This is a genomic window from bacterium, assembly GCA_035691305.1.
Classification (GTDB): domain Bacteria; phylum Sysuimicrobiota; class Sysuimicrobiia; order Sysuimicrobiales; family Segetimicrobiaceae; genus DASSJF01.
Genome location: DASSJF010000033.1, coordinates 82,459 through 107,256, shown reverse-complemented (window position 1 = coordinate 107,256; position 24,798 = coordinate 82,459). Strand labels below are relative to the sequence as shown.

Sequence of the window (24,798 nt, the reverse complement as noted above, 5' to 3'; positions counted from 1 at the left end):
TACGCGGGGTCTCGCCGAACGACTCGAGCTACGCTGTCTTGACCTCTCCGAGGTACGCCTCCCGGATCATCTCGTTCTCGCGGAGGCTCTTAGCGGTTCCCGACAGCACCACTTGCCCGGTCTGCAGGACGTACCCCCGGTGCGCGATGCTGAGCGCCATGTTGGCGTTCTGCTCGACGACGAAGATCGAGGTCCCCTGCTTGTTGATCGTCTGGATAATGTCGAAGACCTGCTCAACGAACGCCGGCGACAGCCCCATCGACGGTTCGTCCATGCAGAGCAGCTGCGGCCGCGCCATCAGCGCGCGGCCCATCGCCACCATCTGCTGCTCGCCGCCGGAGAGCGTGCCGGCCAGCTGGTGGCGGCGCTCCTTGACACGCGGGAACAAGCTGTAGACCCGCTCGAGGTCTTCGGCGATGCCAGCCGCGTCGTCCCGCGTGAACGCGCCCATCTCGAGATTTTCAAAAACGGTCATGCGCGGGAACAACCGGCGCGCCTCCGGCACCGGCGCGATGCCGCGCCGGACGCGCTCCGCCGTCGACAGCCGGGAGATGGTCTCGCCCTTGTAGATGATCGTCCCGCGGGCCGGCCGCACGAGCCCCAACACGGTCTTCATCGTGGTCGACTTGCCCGACGCGTTGCCGCCGAGCAGACACACGATCTCCCCGACGCCGATCTCATAGTTCACGCGCTTGAGCGCGTGCAGCTCGCCGTAGTAGGTATCGACGTCCTTAAACTCGAGCAGCGGACGCCCGGCCGAGATAGGCTCGGATGACATCGGGGTTCCGGTGCACCTCCTCCGCGGTGCCCTCGGCGATCTTCTCGCCGTAGTCGAGTACGGCCACTTTGTCGGAGATGGTGTTGACCACGTTCAGCTTGTGCTCGATCAGCAGGATCGTCAGGCCCATGTCCTTCAGGCTGCGGATCTGGTCGGCCAGCTCCAGCGTCTCCGCGGGGTTCATGCCGGCCGTCGGCTCGTCGAGCAGCAGCATCGACGGCCGCGAGGCGATCGCCCGCGCGATCTCGAGCCGCCGGCGGTTCGCGTACGACAGGCTGCTGGCCAGGTGATTGACGCGCGGGGTCAGGCGGTTGCCGAAGATCCGCAGCACTTCCATCGCCCAGTCGACGGATTCGCGCTCCTCCGTGCGAACGGAAGCCGGGCGCACCACCGCGCCGACCGCGTTGGCATGCGTCCACGCGTGCATGCCGACGAGGACGTTCTCGAGGACGGTCATGTCCGGGAAGAGCCGCAGCGTCTGGAACGTGCGGGCGAGGCCGCGTTCGACGACGGCGTGCGCGGGCAGCCCCGTGATGCTTTTACCCGCAAAGAGAATCTGGCCGGAGTCCGGCGTGTCGAGCCCGGTCACCAGATTGAAGAACGTGGTCTTGCCGGACCCGTTCGGCCCGATGAGGCCGACCACCGAGTGCGGCGGGACGACCAGATCGACGCCGCGAACCGCGGTAATGCCGCCGAACCGCTTGGTCAGAGCGCGCGTCTCGAGCAGCGGCGCGGCGTCGGGCACCGGCGCCCGGCTGAGCCGGCTCAACGAGAGCCCGATGCCGCCGCGGGACGGGTGCGCGGCCTGCTCTTCCAGCGAGAGCGCGGCGGTTGTGCGCGAGGCGGGAATCAAACCCTGGCGTCGGTAGAGCATCATCGTGACCAGAATGATGCCGAAGATCAACTCGATCGTCTGCGCCAACTCGACGTGCTGGAACATCTCGATCCCGGTGATCCGCCCCAGCGCGTGGATCCACTGCGTCATGTCCTGGAGGAACCACGACTGCAGCAGTTGCAGCAAGAGCGCCCCGACCACGACGCCGGGGACACTGCCCATCCCGCCGAGCACGATCATCACGAGCACCATCACCGACACCGGAAACATGAACATGTCCGGCGTCGCCGTCTGCAGCTTGGCGATGTAGAGGGTGCCCGTCATCCCGGCGAAACCCGCCCCGACCGCGAAGGCGAGGAGCTTGAGGCGCACGCGGTTGACGCCCATCGCGCCCGCGGCGATCTCGTCCTCGCGGATCGCCATCCAGGCCCGCCCGACGCGGGACGACTTGAGCCGGTAGCTCACGAAGACGAGCAGCATGATCATCCCGACGGCGACGTAATAGTACGGCGTCGCGTTGACGCCGAAGCTGTAGCCGAAGGTCTGCGGTGCGAGCACGCCGTTCAGCCCCATCGCGCCGTTCGTCAGCGTCTGCGCGTTGCGGACGACGATCGGGATGATCTCGCCGAACCCGAGGGTGACGATCGCCAGGTAGTCGCCTTTCAACCGGAGCGTGGGCGCGCCGAAGAGGACGCCGAAGAGCGCCGCGACAATCGCCGCCCCGGGCAGCATCCACCAGAAGGAGAAGTGGAACTGCACCGTGTCGGGGATGCCTTGGAAGTGGAAGCGGCTGACGAGCCCGAGGGTCTGCAGCGGCTGCCACGCCGGCGTCCAGAGCGGGTGCACCTGACCCGACGCCAGGATGCCGTACGTGTACGCCCCGATCGCGAAGAACGCGGCGTAGCCCAGGTCCAAGAGGCCGGCGAAGCCGACGACGATGTTGAGGCCGAGGGCGAGCGCCGCGAAGCACAGGGCGTTCGTCGCGGCGTCCACGTCGCCGCCGTTCGAATGGACGATCGGGAACAGCACCGCCGCGGCGAGCAGCGCGATCCCCGTGAGCCGGCTCCGCACGTGGGCCGGAATCCGGTCCAACGGACCCGCGAGCGGACGGGCCATCGCGTCCCAGACGCCGCGCCGCGCCCGCGACGGCCGGGCGACCTGGTCGACCTCGACGGCCGGAACGGGCGTGACGTCAGCCACGGCGTACGCTCACGACTTGTTCGGCGAGGCGATGCCCAGGAGCCCGGTCGGACGGAACACCAGCACGATGATCAGAATGCCGAAGATGATGATGTCCGTCCACCGAACGGCGAGCAGCTGACCGCCGAGCGCCTCGATCAGACCGATGATCACCCCACCCATCATCGCGCCGAGCACGTTCCCGATGCCGCCGAGCACCGCCGCGGTGAACGCGCGGAGCCCGGCCGTATAGCCGATGATGAAGCTCGTGAAGTTGTAGTAGAGCCCGAAGATCATGCCCGCCGCGCCGGCGAGGGCCGAGCCGATGAAGAACGTCAGCATGACGACGCGGTCGACGTCGATGCCCATCATCCGCGCCGCCTCGGAATCCTGGGCCGTGGCGCGCATCGCTTTCCCGATCTTGCTCCTGCGCACGAAGAGGTGCAGGCCGCCCATCAGGACGAGCGACACGCTCCACAGCAGAATCTCCCGCAGGCGCAGGGTCGCTCCCCCGATCGACCAGCCGAGCACCGGCACCGGATTGGGATAGTTGAGGGTGGAGGCGCCGGTCCGCAGCAGCACGACGTTGAAGAGGATATAGGAGATGCCGATCGTGGTGATCATCGCCGCGGTGCCCCGCACGTTCCGCATCGGCCGCAGGCCGACCCGCTCGATGACCACCCCGAGCGCGCCGCAGAACAGCATCGCCGCCGCGAACGCGAACGCCAGCGCACCGACGAGCGGCACCCCGTAGAGGATCCGGGACTGGCCCGACGCCCCGACGGCGTGCAGCGCGATCGCCGCGATGAACGAGCCGATCATGAACACGTTGAAGTGGGCGAAGTTGATCAGCTCGATGATGCCGTAGACCATCGTGAAGCCGAGCGCGAGCAGCGAGTACATCGCCCCCAGGCTCAGGCCGTTGATGATCTGTTGGACGAGTACGTCGTGGTAGGTCACGGGCTGGCGGCTCCTGCCGGTCGAGGTGCACGGCGGCCCGACGCGGGGAGCGGGCCGCTCAGGCGGCCCGCTCCCGTCGCGTCAGACCACGTGTCCCGGCCTAGTTCTCCGGGGCGACGCCGATGTACTTGTACTGGTGCAGAATGTCGTCGTCCGGGAACTTCGAGTCGTGGACGACCTGGAACACGCTGACCACCCGGCTCTTGATGTCGCCGTTCTGGTCGAACGAGATGGGGCCCTGAAGCGTCTTCAGGCTGCTGGCCTGGATCGCGTCCCGGATGTTGTGCCGGTCCGGGGTCTGGCCCTTCGCCGCGACGCGCTTGATCGCGTCGAGGACCACGAGCGCCGCGTCATACGCGGTGATCGAGTAGTCGCCCGGCTGCTTGTTGTATTTCGCCGCGAACGACTTCACGAACGGCTGCACTTCGGGGTTGGCCAAGAGGTGCGGGCCGGCGATCGTCGCGTACCAGCCGTCGGAGGCCGGGAAGCCCGCGCCCTTCAGCATCGCGCCGCTGTACACGCCGTCGCCGCCGCCCTTGGGGAGCTTCGGCATGACGTCGTAGGCCTGCTTGGCGAGCTTGGTGCCCGCGCCCTGGACGCCGCCGTAATAGAGGGCGTCGGGGTTCATGCCCTTGATCTTGGTGAGGATCGTGGTGTAGTCGGCTTCCTTCGGATTGAGCTGATCGCGGCCGAGAATCTTGATACCCTTTTCCTGCGCCCGCCTCGAGAACGTGTCCGCGATACCCACGCCGTACGCGCCGGAGTCATCCAGCACGTACACGGTCTTCGCGTGGAGTTTCTCGGCGTAGAAGTTGGCCATGTTCGGGCCCTGGAACGCGTCGGTGGTGACGGTGCGGAAGTAGACCGCTTTGCCCTTGGGCCGGTACTGCGACGCGAACTTAGGGTCCGTGATGTCCGGGTTCGTCGAGCTGGGGGTGATCGTCGCCATGTCGGCTTCGCTCAGAATCGCCGACATCGCCTTGCCCTCGCCGCTCATCTGCGGGCCGATGTTCGCGACCACGCCCATGTTCGCGACGAGCTTGCGGGTGTTGGTGGCCGCCTGCGCCGGATCGTACTGTCCGGCCGTCGCGGTCCCCGAGTCGAGGACGATCGCCTCGATCTTGTATCCCGCCACGCCGCCCTTCGCATTGGCCTCGTCGATCGCCAGCATCGCGCCGTCCTTGATCAGCTCCGCGTCTTCAGCGTCCGCACCGGTGAGCGGCAGCGTGATGCCGACGTAGAGCGTCTTCATGGCGGCGGCGTGCGTGCGTGAGAGGCCGCCGAGCGTCACCAGCGAGACTACCAGCGTGGCCGCTACGACGAGCCCGAGCACACGGTTGCGCCAAGCCCCTACCATAGATTCCCTCCCCTCCCCATTGCCGGCCATCTGGTCCGCCGCGGACGCGGGGCCTCGGCCGAGCCCGGCATGGATTCCCTACCGCCATGCCTTCTCCTCCGTACGTAGCAACACCGTCTTCGCGTTCCATTTATTCTTCGGAGGGGGGCGGTCCCGGCGGTGTCGAGAAACCAACGGGCGTTTGACGACCGTACGAAGCGCGTCTAATATAAGGAAGAACAAAAAACGCTGACGGCACCGCCATTCCCCGCTGCCGGCTCACAGGAGGTCGTAATGCTCGCTCCGCGCACGCTTGTCCGGGTGCTCTGTTTCGCCTTGCTCGCCTCGGCCGTCGCGGCCGCCGCGGCATCTCGCGCGCACGCCGCCGCCGAAGCCACGTTCACGATCGTCGCGAATCAAACGTCCGCGAACGGCGGACAGAACTTCAACGGCACCGACAAGGGCCGCCTCACCATCACCGTCGCCCCCGGCACGCCGGTTCACATCAAGTTCGAGAACGCCAAGACGGCCGTGCTCCCTCACAGCTTCCAGGTGGTTCCGCTCAAAGGCTCCGCCAAGTCCCCGGCCCTGCCCGCCCAGGCGGAGCCGCAGCCGGCGTTCCCCGGCGCCGAGACCCCGAACGCCACCGCCGGGCTGCTGGCCGGCAAGTCCGTGGACGTCCGGTTCACCGCGTCCAAGGCGGGACACTATCTCTTCGTCTGCGGCTTCCCCGGCCACGCCCTGCTCGGCATGTACGGCACGTTCGACGTGACGCCCGGCGCCAAGCCGAACCTGTCCGTCGCGAAGTGATCGGCCGGATCAAGTAGGGAAGGCGGGATTCCGGGACGAACGTTCTGTAACTTCGTAAAGAATCGCGGGAGCCGCCGACGCGGCGGGGGTCCCGCGGCAGATAGGGTTCGGCGTACGACGCGTTTCCCCGGAGGATCGTTGCCAATGAACTCTGGGTCGACCATGCCGCGCGACGAGCGCGCCGCGGGGCGATGGATGGGTGTGCTGATTCTTTTCATCCTCGCCGCCGGGGTGGTCTCGTTTATCGTCGCGGCGCACATTTGGTGGCTGCAGCCGCTTGCCTCGAAGCAGGGCGCCGCCGCCGACGAGATGTTCAACGCGATTCTCGTCGCGACGGGCATCGCGTTCATCGCGGTGCACCTGTTTGTCGCGGTTGCGTTGATCCGGTACGCGGCCTACGGATCCCGCCCGGCCGCCCATTGGCACGAGCACCTCGGGGCGGAGCTGACCTGGACGCTCGTGCCCGCGGCCGGCCTCGTCATCCTCGCGATCCTGGGCGAGATCGTCTGGGCGCACGTCTACAGCCCGCCGCCGGCCAACGCCCAGCTGGTGGAGGTGACGGGCCGCCAGTTCCTGTGGTATGTGCGCTACCCGGGGCCCGACGGCAGGCTCGCGCGGACGGATGCCAAGTTCATCAGCGCCGGCAACCCTCTCGGGCTCGACCCGGGCGATCCGGACAGCAAGACCAACGTCGTCGTCACGAACGAGTTTCACGTCGTGAACGACCGGCCGGTGAAGGTCGTCGTCCGCTCCCTCGACGTGATCCACAGCTTCTTCCTGCCGAACTTCCGCGTGAAGCAGGACGCGGTGCCGGGGCGGACGATCAGCATCTGGTTTACGCCGGACCGCGCGGGCGCGTACCAGATCGCCTGCGCGCAACTGTGCGGGGTCGGGCATTACACGATGCGTGGTAACATGGTCGTTGAAGCCGACCAGGCTGCCTTCGACGCCTGGCTGGCGAAGCAGGAACAGCACTAGCCAAGGAGTCGCGCCTGATGGATGCCCTCGCGGTACACGAAGGAACGGCCGGGCACGACGCCCACACCGAGAGCTTCATCCGCCACTACATCTTCAGCCTCGACCACAAGATGATCGGCAAGCAGTACTATCTGACGACGCTGTTCATGGCGATGGTCGGCGGTGCGCTCGCGATGCTGATGCGGGCCCACCTCGGCTGGCCGCAGAACGGCGTACTCGATCCCGGCCAGTATCTCGCCGCGGCGACGATGCACGGCACGGTGATGATTTTCTTCTTCCTGACATCGATCCTCACCGGCGCGTTCGGAAACTTCCTGATCCCGCTCATGATCGGCGCGCGCGACATGGCCTTCCCGTTCCTGAACATGATGTCGTACTGGACGCTGTTCCCCGGCGTGCTGGTGCTGCTGGCGTCGTTCTTCGTCCCCGGCGGGCCGGCCGGCAACGGCTGGACGTCGTACGCGCCGCTGTCAGCGGTGGCGAAGTTCTCGCCGAGCGGCGCCTACGGCCAGACGCTCTGGGCGATCTCGATCCTGTTCGTCCTGTTCTCGTCGCTGTTCGGGTCGCTCAACTTCCTCACCACGATCATCAACATGCGGGCCCGCGGCCTCTCGATGGGCCGGATGCCGCTGACGTTGTGGGGCATCTTCATCACGGCGATCCTCGCCCTGCTGTCGTTCCCCGTCCTGACCGCCGCGGTGGTGATGCTGATCCTGGACAAGACGGCCGGCACCAGCTTCTTCATTCCGCCCAACCTGCTCGTCGCCGGGCAGGTGCTCGGGAACAAGAACGGCGACGCGCTGCTGTGGCAGCACCTCTTCTGGTTCTTCGGCCATCCCGAGGTCTACATCCTGATCCTCACGCCGATGGGGATCGTTTCCGACGTGATCTCGACGTTCACCCGCAAGCCGATCTTCGGCTACAAGGCGATGGTCCTGTCCCTGTCGGCGATCGGGTTCCTGAGCTTCCTCGTGTGGGGCCACCACATGTTCGTGAGCGGCATGTCGCCGCTGCTCGGCGCGGCGTTCCTCGGATCGACGATCGCCATCGCCGTGCCGTCGGCGATCAAGACATTCAACTGGTGCACCACGCTGTGGCAGGGCCGCATCCATTTCACGACCGCGATGCTGTTCGCGATCGCCTTCGTCTCGCTGTTCGTCACCGGCGGGCTCAGCGGGATCTTCCTCGCCGCCGCGCCGGTCGACATCTACCTGCACGACACGTACTTCGTGATCGCGCACTTCCATTTCGTGATGGCCGCCGCGGCGCTGTTCTCCATCTTCGCCGGCACCTACTACTGGTTTCCGAAGCTGTTCGGCCGGATGATGGACGAGCGGCTCGGCAAGATCCACTTCGTGTTCACGTTCCTCGGCATCTACGCGACGTTCTTCCCGATGCACTTCCTCGGCTTCATCGGGAACAGCCGGCGCCTGTACGATACGGCCGTGTACCCGTTCCTGAGCCGCGCCGGCCCGATCGACACGTTCATCTCGTTCGCCGCCTTCATGCTCGGCGCGGCGCAGTTCCTGTTCATCTACAATTTCTTCAGGAGCATGGTCGCCGGCCCGGTCGCTGAGCAGAACCCGTGGCACGCGAACTCGCTGGAGTGGGCGACGCCGTCGCCGCCACCGCACGGTAACTGGGGCCCGTCGCTTCCCGTTGTCTATCGCTGGCCGTACGACTACTCCGTGCCCGGCGCGGCGCAAGACTACAGCCCGCAGTGGCAGGCGCCGTCGGCCGTCCCCGCGGGCGGCGCGTCCTCGTAGCGGACCGGACGCCGGGATGGACGCGGTGACTGCGCAGACGACGCTCAAGACCCGGCCGGCCGCCGGCCCCGGCGGCCGCCGCCCGTCCGGACCTTCCGGCTTCGGGCGGGGCGGCCGCGGAAACGAGTCCGCGGGGTCCGGGCCCGCCATCAGCACCGCGGTGATCGGGATGGCCGCGGGGCTCACGGCGATCGCGATGCTGTTCGTCGCGTTCACAACGGCCTATCTTGCCCGGCGGCAGGAGCCGGGCTGGGGAACCGTCGCGATGCCTCCGGTCCTATGGTTGACGACCGCGATCCTGCTGGCGAGCAGCGGCACCCTCGAGTGGGCCCGCCGCCGGATCGCCGCGGGCGACATCCGGGGACTGCAGCGCGGGCTCTCCGCGACCGCCTGGCTGGGCGGCGCGTTCCTGCTCGGCCAGATCGTCGCATGGCGATCGCTCGCGGCGCAGGGCGCGTATATTTCGTCCAACCCGCACAGCGGCTTCTTCTACATGCTCACCGGCGCGCACGGGGCGCACCTTCTCGGCGGGCTCGTCGCGCTCGGCGTGGTCGTCTGGAAGGCGCACGCCGGACGGTACGGGGTTGGGTCTCACGCCGGGATCGGCGTGTTCGCGCTCTACTGGCATTTCCTGGACGTGCTGTGGCTCTATCTCTTTGCCCTGCTGTTCTGGGCCTGACCACGGTCCGACGCGCGAGGAGGCGCTGATGGCGGCAACCGAGACTCACGGCGACGGCACGACCCTCGCGCAGCGCTGGGCCGGCGGGCGGTCCCCCTGGGACGTCAGCTGGGGCAAGCTGATGATGTGGCTGTTCCTCGCCTCGGACGCGATGACGTTCGCGGGTTTGCTCGTCGCGCTCTGGGCGGCGCGCTTCAGCGCGCCGATGTGGCCGAACCGCGCGGAGATCCTCAACATCCGGCTGGCCGGCGGCATGACCGCGATCTTGATCTTCAGCAGCACGACCATGGCGCTGTCGGTCTTCATGATCCGCCGCGGCCAGCGGGGACCGGCGGTCCGCTTCCTCGTCGCGACGGTCATGGCGGGTGCCGTATTCGTCTGCCTGCAGGCGTTCGAATGGTCGCACCTGATCGGCGACGGCGCCGGCATGGGCGGCAACCCGTGGGGCGTGCCGGCGTTCAGCTTCACGTTCTTTACGATCACCGGCCTGCACGGCCTGCACGTCCTGGGCGGCGTCGTCTACCTGTGGGCCACGGCGGTACGCGTCGCCAAGAACCTCGGGTCGGCGGAGGGCCTGGAGATCGCGGGGCTCTACTGGGGCTTCGTCGACCTGGTCTGGGTGTTCATCTGGCCGTCGATCTACCTGCTGTAGAGGGAGGACCTCACGCACATGAGCGATTCGCAGGCGGGTCACGGGGCGATGGAGCACGGCGAAGCCGAGGAATTCCACGCGCAGCCGCTACCCGAAGGCGTGACGCGGGTCTACATGGTCGGTTTCGCCGTCCTACTGCTGCTGACCCTAATCGAGGCCAGTACCGTGCTGGCGTGGCACCTGCCGCCCGCGGTGCGCGTCACGATCCTCATCATCACCGCCTCGATCAAAGCCTCGATGATCGCCGCTTACTACATGAACCTCAAGTTTGAGCGCGTGGCGATGGTGGGCATCGCGGTCTCCCCGCTGCTCCTCGCGGTGCTCATGTTCTTCATGATCGCGCCCGACGCGGCGCAGCGCTTCGGAGCCCGCTGAGTCCACCGCCCGACGCGTTCCGCCAGCGTCGCGATCGTCGGGGTCGAACCGGCGTAGTGCCTACGGCCCCTCCCAGGCCCGCGGCACGAAGAGCCGCTCGTGCGTGCGGATCGCGAACCGGTCGGTCATTCCCGCGAGGAAGTCGCAGACGGCGCGGTGCACGTCGGCCGTGCCGTCCTCCAAGGCCGCGCGGGCCTCGTCCCCGATCTCATCCGGATGCGCGGCGAAATAGTCGAACAGCTCCCGCACGAGACGCTGCGCCTTGCCGATGTCCGACTTGGCCACCGAGCCGAGGTAGACGCGCTCGAAGAGAAAGTCCTTCAGCCGGTTGAGCGCGCTCCGGATCGGATCGCTCATTTCGATCCGGGGCTTCCCCGTCGAGCGCTCGACGATGTCGCGGACCGTCACGTCGACCCACTGGCCGCGCGTCTCGCCGAGCACATCCCGCACGGACGCCGGCACGTCCCGTTCGCCGATCAGTCCGGCCCGGATCGCGTCGTCGGTGTCGTGGTGAACGTAGGCGACGCGGTCGGACACGCGCGCCAGCTGCCCCTCGACCGTGTGCGGCATCGCGTCCGGCGGCGTTTCGTCGATCGGCGGCAGCGTCTCGAGATCCGCCGGACCTTTCGAGTGGCCGCCGATCCCGTCGCGCACTTCCCAGGTCAGGTTGAGCCCGTGCTCGACCCGCCCGATGCGCGTGCGCCGGCGTTCCAGCAGCTCGACGATGCGCAGGCTCTGCACATCGTGGCGGAAGCCGCCGTGGGGCGCCATCACGCCGTTCAGCGCCTCCTCGCCGGCGTGCCCGAACGGCGGATGGCCGAGGTCGTGGGCGAGCACGATCGCTTCGGTGAGGTCCTCGTTGAGCCGGAGCGCCCGCGCGACCGTGCGGGCGATCTGCGACACCTCGAGGGTATGCGTCAGGCGCGTCCGGTAGTGGTCGCCCTCCGGGGCGATGAACACCTGCGTCTTGTGCATCAGGCGGCGGAACGCCTTGGAGTGGACGACCCGGTCGCGGTCGCGCTGGAAGTCGGTGCGGATGGAATCGGGAGTTTCCGGCCGCGCCCGTCCTCGGGACGCGGCGCTGCGGGCGGCGTACGGAGTAAGCAGCCGGTCCTCCAGCGCCTCCGTCGTTTCGCGCGGATTCACCGCCGCCGGCCCCCCCGACCGCTCAGGCTGATGTCGCAGCCGGCGGGGCGCGCGGCGCGCCCCGCCGGCTGCGTTACTTGTCCCGCTCGGCGCGCGTCCTGCGCTCCCGGAGCGCGGCCTGCGCCGCGGCCAGCCGCGCCGTCGGCACGCGGTACGGCGAGCAGCTCACGTAGCTCAGGCCCACCTTGTGGCAGAACTCGATGCTGGCCGGATCGCCGCCGTGCTCGCCGCAGATACCGAGCTCGATGTCGGGCCGCATCCGGCGCCCGTCGCGGACCGCCATGTCGATCAGCACGCCGACGCCCTCGGCGTCGAGGACCTGGAACGGGTTCTCGGGCAGGATCTTCTCCTTCACGTACTGGAGGAGGAACTTGCCCTCCGCGTCGTCCCGGCTGAAGCCGAAGATCAGCTGCGTCAGGTCGTTGCTGCCGAACGAGAAGAACTCCGCCCGCTTCGCGATGTCGCCGGCGACGACGCAGGCGCGCGGGACCTCGATCATCGTCCCGAACTTGTAGCCGACCTTGATCCCCTGCTCCTTCATCACCCGCTCGGCGAGCGGCCGGACCCGCTCCTCCACGACCGCCAGCTCGTTCACGTGGCCGACGAGCGGAATCATGATCTCGGGATGCGTCCGCACGCCCTGCTTCGCCAGGAGGCACGCCGCCTCGAGGATCGCCCGGACCTGCATGTCGATGATGCCCGGGAAGAGGATGCCGAGCCGGATGCCGCGGAGCCCCAGCATCGGGTTCTGCTCGCGCATCCCCTGCACGGCGCGCAGGAGATGCTCCTTTTCCGCGAGCTCCGCCGGGTTGTCGCCGCGGTCGCGCAGCTGCGTGACCTCGACCAGCAGCTCGTCGTAACGCGGCAGAAACTCGTGTAGCGGCGGGTCGATCAGGCGGATGACGACCGTGTGGCCGGCCATCGCGCGCAGGATGCCGACGAAGTCCTGCCGCTGCACCGGCAGCAGCTCGTCGAGCGCGCGCTGCCGCTCGGCGTCGGTGTCGGCGAGGATCATGCGGCGGACGATCGGCAGGCGGTCCTCTTCGAAGAACATGTGCTCCGTGCGGCAGAGTCCGACGCCCTCCGCGCCGAACGCCCTCGCGCGCTCGGCGTCCCGCGGGTAGTCGGCGTTGGCCCACACGCCGAGCCGGCGGGCCTTGTCCGCCCAGCCGAGCAGCCTCTGGAGATTTTCGTCCCGGGCGACGTCGGGGTCGATCGTGCGGATCGAACGGCCGAAGACCTCGCCGGTCGTGCCGTCGATGGAGATGAAGTCGCCCTGGTGCACGACCTGGCCGTTCACGCTGAACCGCCGCGCCTCCGGATCGACGCGGATCGCCTCGGCGCCGGCGACGCAGGGCTTGCCGAGGCCGCGCGCCACGACCGCGGCGTGGCTCGTCGCGCCGCCGCGCGCGGTGAGGATGCCGCGCGCCGCGAGCATCCCGTGGACGTCGTCGGGGTTGGTCTCCGGACGCACGAGGATGACCGCCTCCCCTTTGCCCCCGAGTTCGGCCGCGGTGTCGGGATCGAAGACGGCCTTGCCGGTCGCCGCGCCCGGGGAGGCGTTGAGGCCGCGCGCCAGCAGCTTGCCCTCGCGCTCGGCGACGCCCTTGTCGTCGGGATCGAACCGCGGCAGCAAGAGCTGGTAGATCTGCTCGGGCTCGACCCGCAGCAGCGCCTCGTCCTTCGTGATGAGCCGCTCGCGCGCCATGTCGACCGCGGCCTTGACCGCCGCCTGCGCGGTGCGCTTGCCGCTGCGCGTCTGCAGCATCCACAGCCTGCCGCGTTCGACCGTGAACTCGAGATCCTGGATGTCCTTGTAGTGGCGCTCGAGCATCTGCGCCACCTTGAGGAACTGCTTATACACGCCGGGCATCTCGTTCTGCATCTGGCTGATCGGATGCGGGGTGCGGATGCCGGCGACGACGTCCTCGCCTTGGGCGTTCGGCAGGTACTCGCCGTACAGCCCCTTGTCGCCCGTCGCGGGGTTGCGCGTGAAGGCGACGCCTGTCGCGCTGTCCTCACCCATGTTTCCGAAGACCATCGCCTGTACGTTCACCGCGGTGCCGAGGTCGTGCGGGATCTTGTTGAAGTTCCGGTAGTCGATCGCGCGGCGTCCGTTCCACGAGTCGAAGACCGCGCGGATGGCCATCTCGAGCTGCTCCCACGGGTCGACCGGAAACGTGAGGCCGGTCTCGTGCCGGATCAGATCCGTGAACCGGGCGGACAGCGAGCGCAAATCCGCCGCCGGGAGATCGGTGTCGAGCTTCGCCCCGACACGCTGCTTCTGCTCCTCGATGAGCTGCTCGAACTTCTGGCCCGGCACGTCGAGCACGATCTTCCCGAACATCTGCGCGAACCGGCGGTAGGCGTCCTCGGCAAACCGCTCGTCGCCGGTGAGGGCCGCGAGCCCGCGCACCGTGTCGGAGTTGAGGCCGAGGTTGAGCACCGTGTCCATCATGCCCGGCATGGAGAACTTCGCGCCCGACCGCACCGAGACGAGAAGCGGGTTCTTCGGATCGCCGAACCGCTTCCCCATCCTGCGCTCGACCGTGGCGAGCGCCCGCCGCACCCCGTCCATGAGCCCCGGCGGAAACGTCTTGCCGTGCGCGAGGTACGAGTTGCACACTTCGGTGGTAATCGTAAAGCCGGGCGGCACCGGCAGGCCCACCCGGCTCATCTCGGCCAGCCCGGCGCCCTTGCCGCCGAGCAGTTCGCGCATCGAAGCGTTGCCCTCTTCAAACAGCCAGATCGCCTTCGCGCCCAGGTGGCCGCGCGCCGCGCGGCCCGCCGGGCGGCGTGTCCCAGGTCCTTTCGGCCGAGCGGCCCCCCGCCGCGGTTTCGTGCCGAGACGAATAGCCATTACGGGATCACCTCGCGTAGAAATGTGCGGCCAGTCATGCTTGGGAGACAGCCGCCTGCTTTCCTTCAGCCCGTGTATCGGCTACCACCAGTTTGGACAGATCCGCGATCGGCCGGACGAGCCGCACGACGTGCGCCAGCAGGCCGAGGCGGTTGCGGCGGACCGCTTCGTCTTCCGCCATCACCAGCACGTCCGTGAAAAGCCGGTCGACCGGCCCCGCAAGCGACGCGAGCCGCCGGAGATTCCGTTCGTAGTGCGCCGCGAGGTCCTTCGGCGCCGCGGCCCCCCGCGGCGGGCGCCCGTCGCCGGCCCGCGGTGCGGACGCCGCCCGGATCGCGTCGAGCAGCGCCCGCTCCGCCGGCGCCGTCAGCAGATCCTCGCGGACCTCGGCGTCGAAGCCGGCCGGCACGATGCGGGCCGCGCGGTCGAGCGCCGTATACGTCTTCGCAAACTCGGCCGTCCGCCGGAACACCCACAGCGCGCGCGCGCGCGCGGCCGCGTCGGGCGGTAAATCGATCCCCGCGGCGAGCGCGGCGTCGACGGTATCGTAGCTGATCTCCTCATCGATGAGCGCGGCCCGCAGCCGCTGGCGCACCAGGTCCCGAACCGCCTCGAGCACCCGCGCCCGGCTTGCCGGGTCCGCCACAGCGTATCCGTCGAGGACGGCCCCCGTCAGATCCGGGATCGTGACGGACCAATGCCGGTCGAGCAGAATCGTGACGATCGCGTTGGCCGCGCGGCGCAGCCCGTACGGGTCCTGGGACCCGCTCGGCACGAGGCCGGCCGACAGCGCCCCGGCCAGCGTGTCGGCGTGGTCGAGAAGCGCAAGGCGCGCCCCGACCGCCGTGCGGGGCAGCACGCCGCCCCGGGGCAGATACTGCTCCCGGACACCGGCGGCCACCGCCTCCGGCTCGCCGTCGAGCGCGGCATACAGGCCGCCCACGATCCCCTGCAACTCCGGCAGTTCGCGCACGACCTGGGTCACGAGGTCCGCCTTGGCGAGATGCGCGGCGCGCGCCAGCGCCCGCGCCTCCGCGGGCCCGTCGCCGAGCCACACCGCGAGGCGCGTTGTAAGTTGCTCGAGCCGCGCCGTCTTGGCCGCCATCGTCCCGAGCGGCTCGAGGAACGTCACGTCGTCGAGCATCGGTATGCGCGCCTCGAGCGGCTCGCGGCGGTCCTCCTCGAAGAAGAAGCGGGCGTCGCCGAGGCGTGCCCGCAGCACCCATTCGTTGCCTTCGCGCACGCCGTCGAGGTTGCGGGTCCCGCCGTTCCGCAGCGCGACGAACGCCGGCAGGAGCGTGCCGTCCCGGTCTTCGACCGCGAAGTACTTCTGGTGGTGCTGCATCACCGTGATCAGGATCTCCCGCGGCAGCGCCAGAAACGGCGGGTCGAACCGGCCGGCGAGCACCGTCGGCCACTCGACGAGTTGAACGCTCTCGTCGAGCAGGTCGGGGTCGAGAATCGGCCGCCCGCCCGCGCCGCGCGCCGCGCGCCGGATCCCCGCGGTGATGCGGCGGCGGCGCGCTTCCGGATCCACCATGACGCGGGCGGTGCGCATCGCGGCTTCGTACCCCTCCGCCGACGCGACGGCGACAAGGCCGGGGTGCAGCGCGCGGTGCCCCGCGGTCTCGCGGCCGGCGGACACCCCGGCGAACCTCAGCGGAACAACGTCCTCGCCAAGCAGCGCCACGATCCACCGCACGGGCCGCGAAAACCGGGTCGTCCCGGCGCCCCACCGCATCGCCCGCGGGAAGGAGAGCCGGCCCGCGAGCGCCGGTAGGCACTCCGCCAGCGCCGCCGCGGAGTCCCCGCCCGCCTCGCGCCGCACCGCGTAGACGTACTCGCCCTGCGGCGTGCTCCGCCGCTCAAGCGCGCCGACGTCGATGCCCTGCGCGCGGGCGAAGCCCTCCGCCGCCGGAGTCGGCCGCCCGTCGGGTGCGAACGCGACGCGCACCGCCGGCCCCCGGATCTCGCGAACCAGATCCCGCAGGCGCAGCCCCACCCGCTCGACGATCAGCACCAGGCGGCGGGGGGTCGCGTACGCCCGCAAGTCCCCGGCGTCGAGGCGCGCCTCCTCGAGCGCCGGCCCCGCCAGCTCTCGAAGCTGTCGAATGCCGTCCCACGCCGCGGACGGCGGCAGCTCCTCGGTGCCGATCTCCAAGACGAGGCGCTTAGACTGTGGCGGCATGCGTACCCCCGCGCAGCAGCGGCCATCGCAGCGACTCGCGCTGCGCGAGGTAGCGCTCCGCGCACCCGCGCGCGATCACCCGGCAGCGGCCGAGGAGGCTCGCGCGCTCGGCGACGCCGACCGCGCCGCGGGCATCGAGGAGATTGAAGAGGTGCGAGCACTTCAGCAACTGCTCGTACCCGGGCAGGACGAGGCCCTCTTCGAGCAGCCGGCGCCCCTCCCGGTCGTACGCGTCGAAGAGCGAGCGGAGCGTCGAGATGTCCGCCACGTCAAACGCGTGCTTCGAGTGCTCCACCTCCTCCTCGCGCCGGACCTCGCCGTACGTGATGCCCTCGGTCCACACGAGGTCGTAGACGCTCGCCTTGCGCTGAACGAACTGGGCAATCCGCTCCGTGCCGTAGGTCAGCTCAGCGGACACAAGCGGCAGATCGAGCCCGCCGACCTGCTGGAAATACGTAAACTGGCTGATCTCCTGCCCGTCGAGGAATACCTGCCAGCCCACGCCCCAGGCGCCGCCGGTGGGCCATTCCCAGTTGTCTTCGAGAAACCGGAGGTCGTGATCGCGCGGCCGGATGCCCGCGGCGCGAAGGCTTTGGACGTAGAGATCCTGCACGTCGTCCGGCGACGGCTTCAGGATCACCTGGTACTGATAATGCTGGTAGAGGCGGTTCGGATTCTGCCCGTACCGGGCGTCCGCCGGACGGCGGCTCGGCTGCACGTACGCCGCGCGCCACGGCTCGGGACCGAGCGCGCGGAGGAACGTCGCCGGATGCATCGTCCCGGCGCCGACCTCAACATCATAGGGTTGCGCGATCACGCAGCCCTGCGATGCCCAGAATCGCTCCAGGCTGATGAGGAGTTCTTGAAACGTCACGCGGGTGCGGCTATCCGATGCCGAGCGGCTCTTCTTCGCGCACTCTCCGGAACGACGGCAGCTGCGTCAGCATGCTGGCGAGCGCGAACGCCGCGAGCCCGGCCGCGGCCCAGGTGAGCGGCATTTCCAGCACCTTGTCATCGGTGTGGAAGCGCACCACGCCGGGCCTTCCGTTGCGGACGACGCCCTGCGCCTCCTCCATCGCCGATCCGAAGTGGATCAGCGCCCGCTTCGCCCGTTCGAGATCGACTTCCATGGGACCACCTCCGCGTCTATCTTACCACGGCCCGCCTGACGAAGCCGCGCGATCACGGCGGGGGCGCGCAGGCGGCCGTCGAGGTGGTATTCCAGGTGCGCCTGCACCAGCGCGGCCAGCGCCCGTCGCTGACGCTCCGGGACGCGGAGGCGCCGCGCGTGCTCGGCGGTGCCGCGGAGGAGGTAGGCGCCGGTCGCGAGCACACCCGGCGCGACCCGGACGGCCGACGTCTCACCGGCCGCGCACGCGGGGCACAACGCGCCGCCCGCGGCCGGGCTGAACGCCCATCCGGCGCCCCCTCGCGCCGCGGGGACCGCGTCCGGATCGCCCGACGGGGCGCCGGACGGCAGCGCGCGGCCGCAGGCCAGGCAGCGGTCCAACTCCGGACGGTAGCCGAGGCTGTCGGCGAGGCGCAGCGAGAACCACAGCGCGTAGACCTCGGCCTCGTCTTCGCCCGCGGTATCGATCACGCCGAGCGCGTCCACGAGCGCCGCGAAGACCTCGGCATGGCGGTCCCGTTCCGGGAGAAACCGGTCGACCAGCTCCGCCACGTAGGCGGCATAGGCGCTCCGCAGCAGGTCCTGCTGCAGCCCGGCAAAGGACCGGACGACTTCCGCCTGGGCGACGACGTCGAGCGTGCGGCCGCGCGCCAGCAGAAATCGGCCTTCCGTATACGGCTGGACCCTGCCGGCGAGGCGGCTCGTCGTCTTGCGCACGCCGCGGGCGGAAACACGCAGTTTGCCGTACTCCAGAGTGAACAGCGTCAACACCCGGTCGGCTTCGCCCACGGGCTGGTGCCGAAGAACGACGGCTGCGACTTTATAAACCGGCATGACGCAGTCGACGGCGACCGCCGGACGGCGCGCGTGTACGAAGACTCGGACGCGCGCGTTGCGGCCTCGCCGCTTGTAGGTTCCGGGCGCCGAACGGATGCGGCAACAGGTCCGCGAACGTCACGACGGCCGGCGCGGATCCCTCCGCGGCGATCACGACCGTGCGCACGCCGAATTCGGCCATCACCTGGCGGCAGGCGCCGCAGGGCGAGATGCCGGCGGCTCCCGCGATCGCCACGGCCCGAATGCGCACGTGCCCGGCCGCGGCGGCCGTCTGCATCGCGACCCGCTCCGCGCACTGGGTAAGCCCGAACGACGCGTTCTCGACGTTCGCGCCGGCGTAGATCGATCCGTCCGAGGTGAGGGCCGCCGCGCCGACGGGAAAACGTGAATACGGCGCGTACGCCCGCGCGCGGGCCGCGCGGGCGGCGCGGATCAACGGACGGTAATCGGGAGAGCGGTGAACCATGCACACTCCTCGAACGGCGGCGAGATCGGTCAGGGATTCGCTGATGGGGGTCCGCGTCCTGTGCGACACCCCCCCCGGTCCGGGCCGCCTTCGCGGACTCCTGCTGCGGGGAGCGCCGCGCCCCGGCCGCGAAGTGTGCCGTATGACCCCCGCCGACGCCCGCACCGCGCATCCTTTTTATATGTACGAGGCCATGCGGGAACAGCCCGACGCATTCGCGGCGGTGGCCGGCCGCACCGCGGCCGCGGCCGAAGCCTGCGCGCCCCGCCTCGCCGCCTGCGACCGCCTCTATTTCGTCGGGATCGGCACCTCGTATCATGCCGCGCTGACGGCCGAGTATCTGATGCGGAGCTACGGCGGGATGCCCGTGTACGCGGCGCACGCCTTCGACTTTGCGCTCTACGGTCCGACGCTCGGCCCCCGGGACGGCGTGATCACGGTCACGCACCGCGGTACGAAGCGGTACACTCGTGACGCGCTGGTACGGGCGAGGAAGGCCGGTTCTCCAACCGTGGTGGTAACCGGCGACGGTCCCGAAGATCGCGCGGTCGCAGACGTGGTCATCCAGACCGTGGCGCAAGAGCGTTCGGCGACGCACACGGTGAGCTACGCCGGCGCGGTGGCCGCGTTGGGGGTCCTCACGGCGCAGATCGGCGCAGCGCGCCGGGCGCGGCCTGTGCTCGACGCCGCGGTGCTCAAGACTACCGTCCCGGGGGCGCTGCGGGGAGCGCTCGCCCTCGAACCGCAGATCGCCGACCGGGCGCGCGGCCTCGCGTCGAGCCCGCGCATCTGGCTTGTCGGAGGCGGGCCGGGCGCCGTCGCCGCCACCGAAGGCGCGCTGAAGATCAAAGAGACCTCCTACGCCACGGCGGAGGGGATGAGCGCGGAGGCGATGTTGCACGGTCCGTTCCAATCGACCGAACGCGAGGATCTGTTCATCCTCATCGCTCAGGCCGGCGCCGCCCAGCCCCGCGTCACGGACGTGGCGGCGGCGGTGCAGGAGATCGGCGCGAAGTTGATCGTGGTCGACGACGGAACGGCGTCGATCGCGGGCGGCGGCGTCACCGCGCGTTGGCGCGTGCCGGCCGTGCCCGAGCCGTTCACCGCGCTCACCTGCGCGGTGCCGCTGCAGCTGTTCTCGTACCACCTCGCCCTCGCCCGCGGCACGAACCCCGACAGCTTTCGCCTCGACGACCCGAGGTTTCGCGCGGCCTACCGCCGCGTCGCGCTCTAAGCTCCGGCGACCGACGACCGGCCGTCAGGCCGTGCCCGGCGTCCGGCCCGAGACTTCGGCCTCCTGCGGCGCCGGCGGCGCGGTCTGGCGCGTGATCCGCACCTTGGTGATGCGCTGGCCGAGGGCGCGTTCGACGCGCAGCTCGGCGCCCGCGAGGGAGACCGTTTCGCCCTGTACCGGGACGTGCCCGGCGAGCGCGTAGACGAGCCCGCCGATCGTATCGACGTCCTCCGTCGGCAGCTGCAGTCCCAGGATCTCGTTGACTTCGTCGATGTGCGTCCGGCCGTTGACAACGGCCGTCCGGTCGTCGATCAGCTGAATGGGCTTCTCCTCGAGATCGTACTCGTCCTGAATCTCGCCGACGATCTCTTCCAGCAGGTCTTCCATCGTGACGACCCCGGCGGTCCCGCCGTATTCGTCGACGACGATCGCCATGGAGATCTTCCGGCGCTGCATCTCGCGGAACAGCTCGTCCACCTTCTTCGCGTCGGGCACGAAGAACGGCGGGCGCTGCATCTCGCCGACGGTTTGGTCGAGGCGGCCCTGGCGGAGGGCCGGCAGCAGGTCGCGGACGTAGACGACGCCGACGATGTGGTCGACGCTGCCCTCGTACACGGGCAGCCGCGAGTGGCCGGACTCCATCATCAGGCCGAGCGCTTCGTTGATCGCGGCCTTCGCCTGCACGGCGACGATGTCGACGCGCGGCCGCATTACCTCGCGCACGAGCGTGTCGCCGAATTCGAAGATCGAGTGGATCATCTCGCGTTCCTCTTCCTCGATGACCCCCTCTTCCTCGCCGACCTGGACGAGGAACCGCAGCTGATCCTCCGTCACCAGGGGCGCGTGCGGCGTGATCGCGCCGCCGAACGGCCGGACGACCGCCGTCCCGGCCAGCGACAGGAGGCGCACGAGCGGCGTCAGCACAAGGCTGACCGCCCGCACCGTGCCGGCGACGTTGAGCGCGAACCGGTCGGCGTAGCGCACCGCGAGCGTCTTCGGTGCGATCTCGGCGAGAATCAGCACGAGCGCGGTCGCGCCGATGAAGGCGACGATCTCTCCCGCCCGGCGGCCGAGCAGGCTGAGAGCGATCGACGTCGCAACGACAGAGGAGCCCACGTTGGCGATTGTGTTACCGGCCAGCAGGGTCGTCAGCAGGTGGCCGGGGTGCTCCAGCAGCTGGTGCGCGAGGCGGGCCCGGCGGTCGCCGGCGTCGCGCATCCGGCGCAGCGTGAGCCGGCTCGCGGCAAACAGCGCGGTTTCCGCGGCGCCGAAGAACGCACCGCAGAGAATGAGGAACGCGAGGAGGGCAAACCGGAGGCCCAACGGCGCCTACCCTTCAGCCCCGGCGCCCGCGGGGGCGCGCCGGGACGGTAACCGGCGAAAACGCGGAGCCGCTAATGGAATTATCGTATCCAATGACGCAATTATACCATCCGGCGCCCTGGCGGCTTACGCGTCCGCGGTGCGGCCGCGGACGGCCAGTACGAACGCGGTCAGGCACGCGGCGCCGAGCGCCGCGGCCGTCCGCCCGGGGAGCGGCGTTCCCGGCCACGCGCGGCCAACCAAGATGAACGCCGCGAGCGCGACCGCGGCGCCGGACGCCACGAGCACCGCCGCGGCCGACACGTCCTTGATCGCCGCCGCGCGCGGATCGTAGCGCGGAGACACGAGGTCCGTGAGCATCTCGATCGACGTGTTGACGAGCTCGGCGGCGAGTACGAGCCCGATCGCCCCGGTCAGCAGCGCCAGCTCCACCGCCGAGCAGCCCGCCGCCGCCCCGCCGAGCAGCACGAACCCCGCGATCGCGATGTGCGTCCGCAGATTGGGATGCCGCCGGGCCGCGTAGGCGGCGCCGCCCGCGGCGATCCTGATCGCCGCCGCGAACGAACGTGGCGCCGGAGCGGCGCGGTCCGCCGCCTGATCGCCCGCCGGTTCTCTCACCGGGGGCCCCGGGCGGGGTCGCGGCCGTCAGCGGCGCCGAGGATCGTGTCGAGCAGCTCCTTCTGCCGCGCCCACATCACCGAGGCGGCGGCCTCGGTTTCGTCATCGTAGCCGAGGAGGTGCAGCACGCCGTGGATCGCCAGCATCGCCACCTCGCGCCGCAGCGTCTGCTTGAATTGACGCGCCTGATCCCGGGCTCGCTGAACCGAAATCACAATGTCGCCGAGAACCGGCGGCTCCGCCTCCCCCCCACCCCGCGCCGCGCCGCCGGCGCCCGGGCCGCCGCCGTCGTCCAGGCGAAACGACAGGACGTCGGTCGCGTAGTCGCTGCCGCGGTACTCGCGGTTGAGCACGCGGATGTAAGCGTCGTCCACGAGAGCCACGCCGACGTCGGGCGGCGCGGGATAGCCCTGGAGGCGGAGAACCTGGACCACGACGTCGCGGACGAACTTCGGGTCCACGAAGATGCCTTGGAGATTCGTAACGATGACGTCCATCGCGTGCGTCGCGTGGACGTTTCTGTCCGTCCGGACGCGACCCCTTCGGCCGCCTAGGGCGCGCCGCCCTCCATCACGCGCCGCAGCATCGCGAGGAGGCGCGGCCGTCCGGCGCGGCGCCGCGGCACGATGAGGATCGTGTCGTCGCCGGCGATCGTGCCGACCGCGGCCGGCCACTGCATCTCGTCGATCGCGGCGGCCACGGCGTTCGCCCGTCCGGTCAGGGTGTGGACCACGACGAGGTCCTCCCCGGCGTCCACCGACAGCACGTACTCCGTGACCGCGTGCTGGAGGCGCCGCAGCACGTCCGCCGGCGACGGCCGCTCAGGCGCGACGTACTGCGACCGTCCGTCGGACAGCGGAATCTTGACGAGCCCCAGACGCTTGATATCGCGGGAAACGGTGGCCTGCGTCACGGCGAGGCCCTCGCGGCGCAGCCGCTCGACCAGGTCGTCCTGGGTCTCGATCGCGTGCCGGCCGAGGATCTCGCGGATGCGGCGCTCGCGCTCGGTACGCGTCGCTTCGCGGCGGGCAGGCGCCATCGTTACTCCGGTGGACCGCCTTTCGGCGGACTCGCCGGCAACGATGTCGTCGAAGCCGACGCACCGCCGCCCGGGGCGGGCGGCCCGGCCGCCGGACGGGCGGCGGCGGGTGGCGCGATTTCCCGTTCCGCCGGAACGGCCGGGAGCGACGACAGCCAAGACAGCGTGCGCGCGACCGCGCCGCGGGCGGCCTGCGTCTGCTCGGCGACCCGCTCGGGCGCGGTGCCGCCTTCCGACCGCTTCGACGCGACCGCGCCGGCGGGAGTCGTCAGCTCGCGGACGTCGTCGCCGAGCATTGGGCTGATCCGCCGGTACTCCTCGGGCGACAGTTCCCACAGTTCGCGGCCGCGCTCCTGCGCATAGAGCACGACGCGGCCGACCAGCTCGTGCGCGTCGCGGAACGGCATGCCGCGGCGCGCGAGGTAGTCGGCGAGCTCGGTGGCGCCCATCAGGCCGCCCCGCAGGTGCGCGGAGATGCGCCCGGTGTCGAACCGGACGCCGTTCAGCACGATGCCCATCACCTGCAGGCTCCCCTGCGCGGTGTCCACAGCGTCGAACACCGCCTCCTTGTCTTCCTGCAGGTCGCTGTTGTAGGCGAGCGGCAGTCCGCGAAGCACAGCCAGGATGGCGGTGAGGTCGCCGAGCACGCGCGCGGCCTTGCCGCGCACGAGTTCCGCGGCGTCCGGGTTCTTCTTCTGCGGCATGATGCTGCTGCCGGTGCTGATCGTATCCGAGAGCTCGACGAAGCCGAACTCCGACGTCGCCCAGAGCACGATCTCCGCGGCGAGCCGCGACAGATGCGACATCAGAAGCGACGCGGCCGCAATGAATTCGACCGCGAAATCGCGGTCCGCCGTCGCGTCGAGGCTGTTCTCCGCCACGCGGGAGAAGCCGAGCAGCGAGGCGACCAGCCGGCGGTCGATCGGATACGAGGTGCCGGCGAGGGCCGCCGCGCCGAGCGGCAGGACGTCCGTGCGCGCGAACACCTCCCGGAGCCGCTCCGTGTCGCGCTGCAGCATCCACACGTACGCCAGGAGGTGGTGCGCGAGCAGCACGGGTTGGGCGCGCTGCATGTGCGTGTACCCGGGGATGATCACCGACGGGTGGGCCTCGGCCAGCATCAGCAGCACCTGCTGCAGCGCCGCGGTCCGGCCGACGAGCGTCACGATCTCGCCCTTCAGGTACACCCGCAGATCGGTCGCCACCTGGTCGTTGCGCGACCGCGCCGTGTGCAGGCGCCCCGCGACGTCGCCGAGACGCGTGCGCAGCCGGGCCTCGACAAACGAGTGAATGTCCTCGGCGCCCTCGATGTCGACGATGCCCGCGTCGATCTCTTGAATCAGCTCGCGGAGGCCGCGGACCAGCTCCGTCGCCTCGGCCGGCTCGATGATCCCGCACCGGCTCAGCATCGTGGCGTGGGCGATGCTGCCGAGAATGTCGGCGCGGTACAGCCGGCGGTCGAACGGCAGCGACGTCGTGAACGCGGCGACCTTGGGATCGACCGCGCCTCGGAACCGGCCGCCCCACATCCGGGCGCCGGCCTCGTCCGCCGGCAGTTCACCGCCCGTGTCGTCTCCCCCGCGGCCGCGCGGCCGCTTATTCACGTCAAG

23 protein-coding genes are annotated in these 24,798 nt (G+C 69.8%); 7 read left to right on the top strand and 16 right to left on the bottom strand.

What is annotated here, in order from left to right; translation table 11 throughout:
- Positions 1 to 28 precede the first annotated feature (28 nt).
- The 4 genes from VFL28_05810 to VFL28_05795 all read right to left on the bottom strand — a co-directional run bounded on the left by VFL28_05810 (position 29) and on the right by VFL28_05795 (position 5,109).
- Positions 29 to 778, bottom strand: a complete 750-nt coding sequence (locus VFL28_05810) for an ABC transporter ATP-binding protein (protein ID HET7264166.1) — start codon at positions 776 to 778, stop codon at positions 29 to 31.
- Positions 732 to 2,813 carry an ATP-binding cassette domain-containing protein gene (locus VFL28_05805; protein ID HET7264165.1) on the bottom strand — a complete coding sequence of 694 codons (2,082 nt, stop codon included), beginning with the start codon at positions 2,811 to 2,813 and terminating at the stop codon, positions 732 to 734. The genes VFL28_05810 and VFL28_05805 overlap by 47 nt, the downstream gene beginning before the upstream one ends.
- Before the next feature lie 9 nt (positions 2,814 to 2,822).
- Entirely contained in the window at positions 2,823 to 3,752 is a 930-nt protein-coding gene (locus VFL28_05800; protein ID HET7264164.1) for a branched-chain amino acid ABC transporter permease, read from the bottom strand.
- Positions 3,753 to 3,852: 100 nt separating this feature from the next.
- Entirely contained in the window at positions 3,853 to 5,109 is a 1,257-nt protein-coding gene (locus VFL28_05795) for a branched-chain amino acid ABC transporter substrate-binding protein (GenBank protein HET7264163.1), read from the bottom strand.
- Positions 5,110 to 5,382: 273 nt separating this feature from the next.
- Between VFL28_05795 and VFL28_05790 the strand changes: the two genes are divergently transcribed.
- The 6 genes from VFL28_05790 to VFL28_05765 all read left to right on the top strand — a co-directional run bounded on the left by VFL28_05790 (position 5,383) and on the right by VFL28_05765 (position 10,348).
- The gene (locus VFL28_05790) at positions 5,383 to 5,898 is read left to right on the top strand and encodes a sulfocyanin-like copper-binding protein (GenBank protein HET7264162.1); all 516 of its coding nucleotides are present in this window, start codon (positions 5,383 to 5,385) and stop codon (positions 5,896 to 5,898) included.
- 144 nt (positions 5,899 to 6,042) lie between these two features.
- Positions 6,043 to 6,876, top strand: a complete 834-nt coding sequence (locus tag VFL28_05785) for a cytochrome c oxidase subunit II transmembrane domain-containing protein (protein HET7264161.1) — start codon at positions 6,043 to 6,045, stop codon at positions 6,874 to 6,876.
- Between the two features lie 17 nt (positions 6,877 to 6,893).
- Entirely contained in the window at positions 6,894 to 8,642 is a 1,749-nt protein-coding gene (locus VFL28_05780) for a cbb3-type cytochrome c oxidase subunit I (protein HET7264160.1), read from the top strand.
- A 16-nt stretch (positions 8,643 to 8,658) separates the two neighbouring features.
- On the top strand, positions 8,659 to 9,321 hold the full coding sequence (locus VFL28_05775) for a cytochrome c oxidase subunit 3 (protein HET7264159.1): 663 nt from the start codon (positions 8,659 to 8,661) through the stop codon (positions 9,319 to 9,321).
- Between the two features lie 28 nt (positions 9,322 to 9,349).
- Entirely contained in the window at positions 9,350 to 9,973 is a 624-nt protein-coding gene (locus tag VFL28_05770) for a cytochrome c oxidase subunit 3 (GenBank protein ID HET7264158.1), read from the top strand.
- Between the two features lie 18 nt (positions 9,974 to 9,991).
- Positions 9,992 to 10,348 (top strand): cytochrome C oxidase subunit IV family protein, encoded by a 357-nt coding sequence (locus VFL28_05765; protein ID HET7264157.1) that lies wholly within the window; start codon positions 9,992 to 9,994, stop codon positions 10,346 to 10,348.
- A gap of 60 nt (positions 10,349 to 10,408) precedes the next feature.
- Here VFL28_05765 and VFL28_05760 read toward each other — a convergent pair whose 3' ends face one another.
- The 7 genes from VFL28_05760 to VFL28_05730 form a co-directional block, all read right to left on the bottom strand.
- Complete coding sequence (locus VFL28_05760; GenBank protein HET7264156.1) at positions 10,409 to 11,494, bottom strand: deoxyguanosinetriphosphate triphosphohydrolase; 1,086 nt, start codon at positions 11,492 to 11,494, stop codon at positions 10,409 to 10,411.
- Positions 11,495 to 11,567: 73 nt separating this feature from the next.
- The gene (gene ppdK, locus VFL28_05755) at positions 11,568 to 14,258 is read right to left on the bottom strand and encodes a pyruvate, phosphate dikinase (protein HET7264155.1); all 2,691 of its coding nucleotides are present in this window, start codon (positions 14,256 to 14,258) and stop codon (positions 11,568 to 11,570) included.
- Between the two features lie 130 nt (positions 14,259 to 14,388).
- The gene (glyS, locus tag VFL28_05750; GenBank protein ID HET7264154.1) at positions 14,389 to 16,542 is read right to left on the bottom strand and encodes a glycine--tRNA ligase subunit beta; all 2,154 of its coding nucleotides are present in this window, start codon (positions 16,540 to 16,542) and stop codon (positions 14,389 to 14,391) included.
- Complete coding sequence (locus VFL28_05745; GenBank protein ID HET7264153.1) at positions 16,526 to 17,416, bottom strand: glycine--tRNA ligase subunit alpha; 891 nt, start codon at positions 17,414 to 17,416, stop codon at positions 16,526 to 16,528. The genes glyS and VFL28_05745 overlap by 17 nt, the downstream gene beginning before the upstream one ends.
- 10 nt (positions 17,417 to 17,426) lie before the next feature.
- On the bottom strand, positions 17,427 to 17,672 hold the full coding sequence (locus tag VFL28_05740; GenBank protein ID HET7264152.1) for a hypothetical protein: 246 nt from the start codon (positions 17,670 to 17,672) through the stop codon (positions 17,427 to 17,429).
- Positions 17,636 to 18,505 carry a DNA repair protein RecO gene (gene recO, locus VFL28_05735; protein HET7264151.1) on the bottom strand — a complete coding sequence of 290 codons (870 nt, stop codon included), beginning with the start codon at positions 18,503 to 18,505 and terminating at the stop codon, positions 17,636 to 17,638. The genes VFL28_05740 and recO overlap by 37 nt, the downstream gene beginning before the upstream one ends.
- Complete coding sequence (locus VFL28_05730) at positions 18,492 to 18,974, bottom strand: cytidine deaminase (protein HET7264150.1); 483 nt, start codon at positions 18,972 to 18,974, stop codon at positions 18,492 to 18,494. The genes recO and VFL28_05730 overlap by 14 nt, the downstream gene beginning before the upstream one ends.
- Positions 18,975 to 19,116: 142 nt before the next feature.
- Between VFL28_05730 and VFL28_05725 the strand changes: the two genes are divergently transcribed.
- Positions 19,117 to 20,208, top strand: a complete 1,092-nt coding sequence (locus tag VFL28_05725; protein ID HET7264149.1) for an SIS domain-containing protein — start codon at positions 19,117 to 19,119, stop codon at positions 20,206 to 20,208.
- A 24-nt stretch (positions 20,209 to 20,232) separates the two neighbouring features.
- On the opposite strand, the gene VFL28_05720 is transcribed toward VFL28_05725, so the two are convergent.
- The 5 genes from VFL28_05720 to argH form a co-directional block, all read right to left on the bottom strand.
- Positions 20,233 to 21,531 (bottom strand): hemolysin family protein, encoded by a 1,299-nt coding sequence (locus VFL28_05720; protein HET7264148.1) that lies wholly within the window; start codon positions 21,529 to 21,531, stop codon positions 20,233 to 20,235.
- Between the two features lie 126 nt (positions 21,532 to 21,657).
- A complete protein-coding gene (locus tag VFL28_05715; GenBank protein HET7264147.1) occupies positions 21,658 to 22,149 on the bottom strand; it encodes a diacylglycerol kinase family protein in 492 nt (163 codons plus the stop codon).
- The gene (gene ybeY, locus VFL28_05710; GenBank protein ID HET7264146.1) at positions 22,146 to 22,646 is read right to left on the bottom strand and encodes an rRNA maturation RNase YbeY; all 501 of its coding nucleotides are present in this window, start codon (positions 22,644 to 22,646) and stop codon (positions 22,146 to 22,148) included. The genes VFL28_05715 and ybeY overlap by 4 nt, the downstream gene beginning before the upstream one ends.
- A gap of 53 nt (positions 22,647 to 22,699) precedes the next feature.
- A complete protein-coding gene (gene argR, locus VFL28_05705) occupies positions 22,700 to 23,188 on the bottom strand; it encodes an arginine repressor (protein HET7264145.1) in 489 nt (162 codons plus the stop codon).
- A 2-nt stretch (positions 23,189 to 23,190) separates the two neighbouring features.
- Positions 23,191 to 24,792, bottom strand: coding sequence for an argininosuccinate lyase (argH, locus tag VFL28_05700; protein HET7264144.1), 1,602 nt, complete (start codon positions 24,790 to 24,792; stop codon positions 23,191 to 23,193).
- Between the last annotated feature and the right edge of the window lie 6 nt (positions 24,793 to 24,798).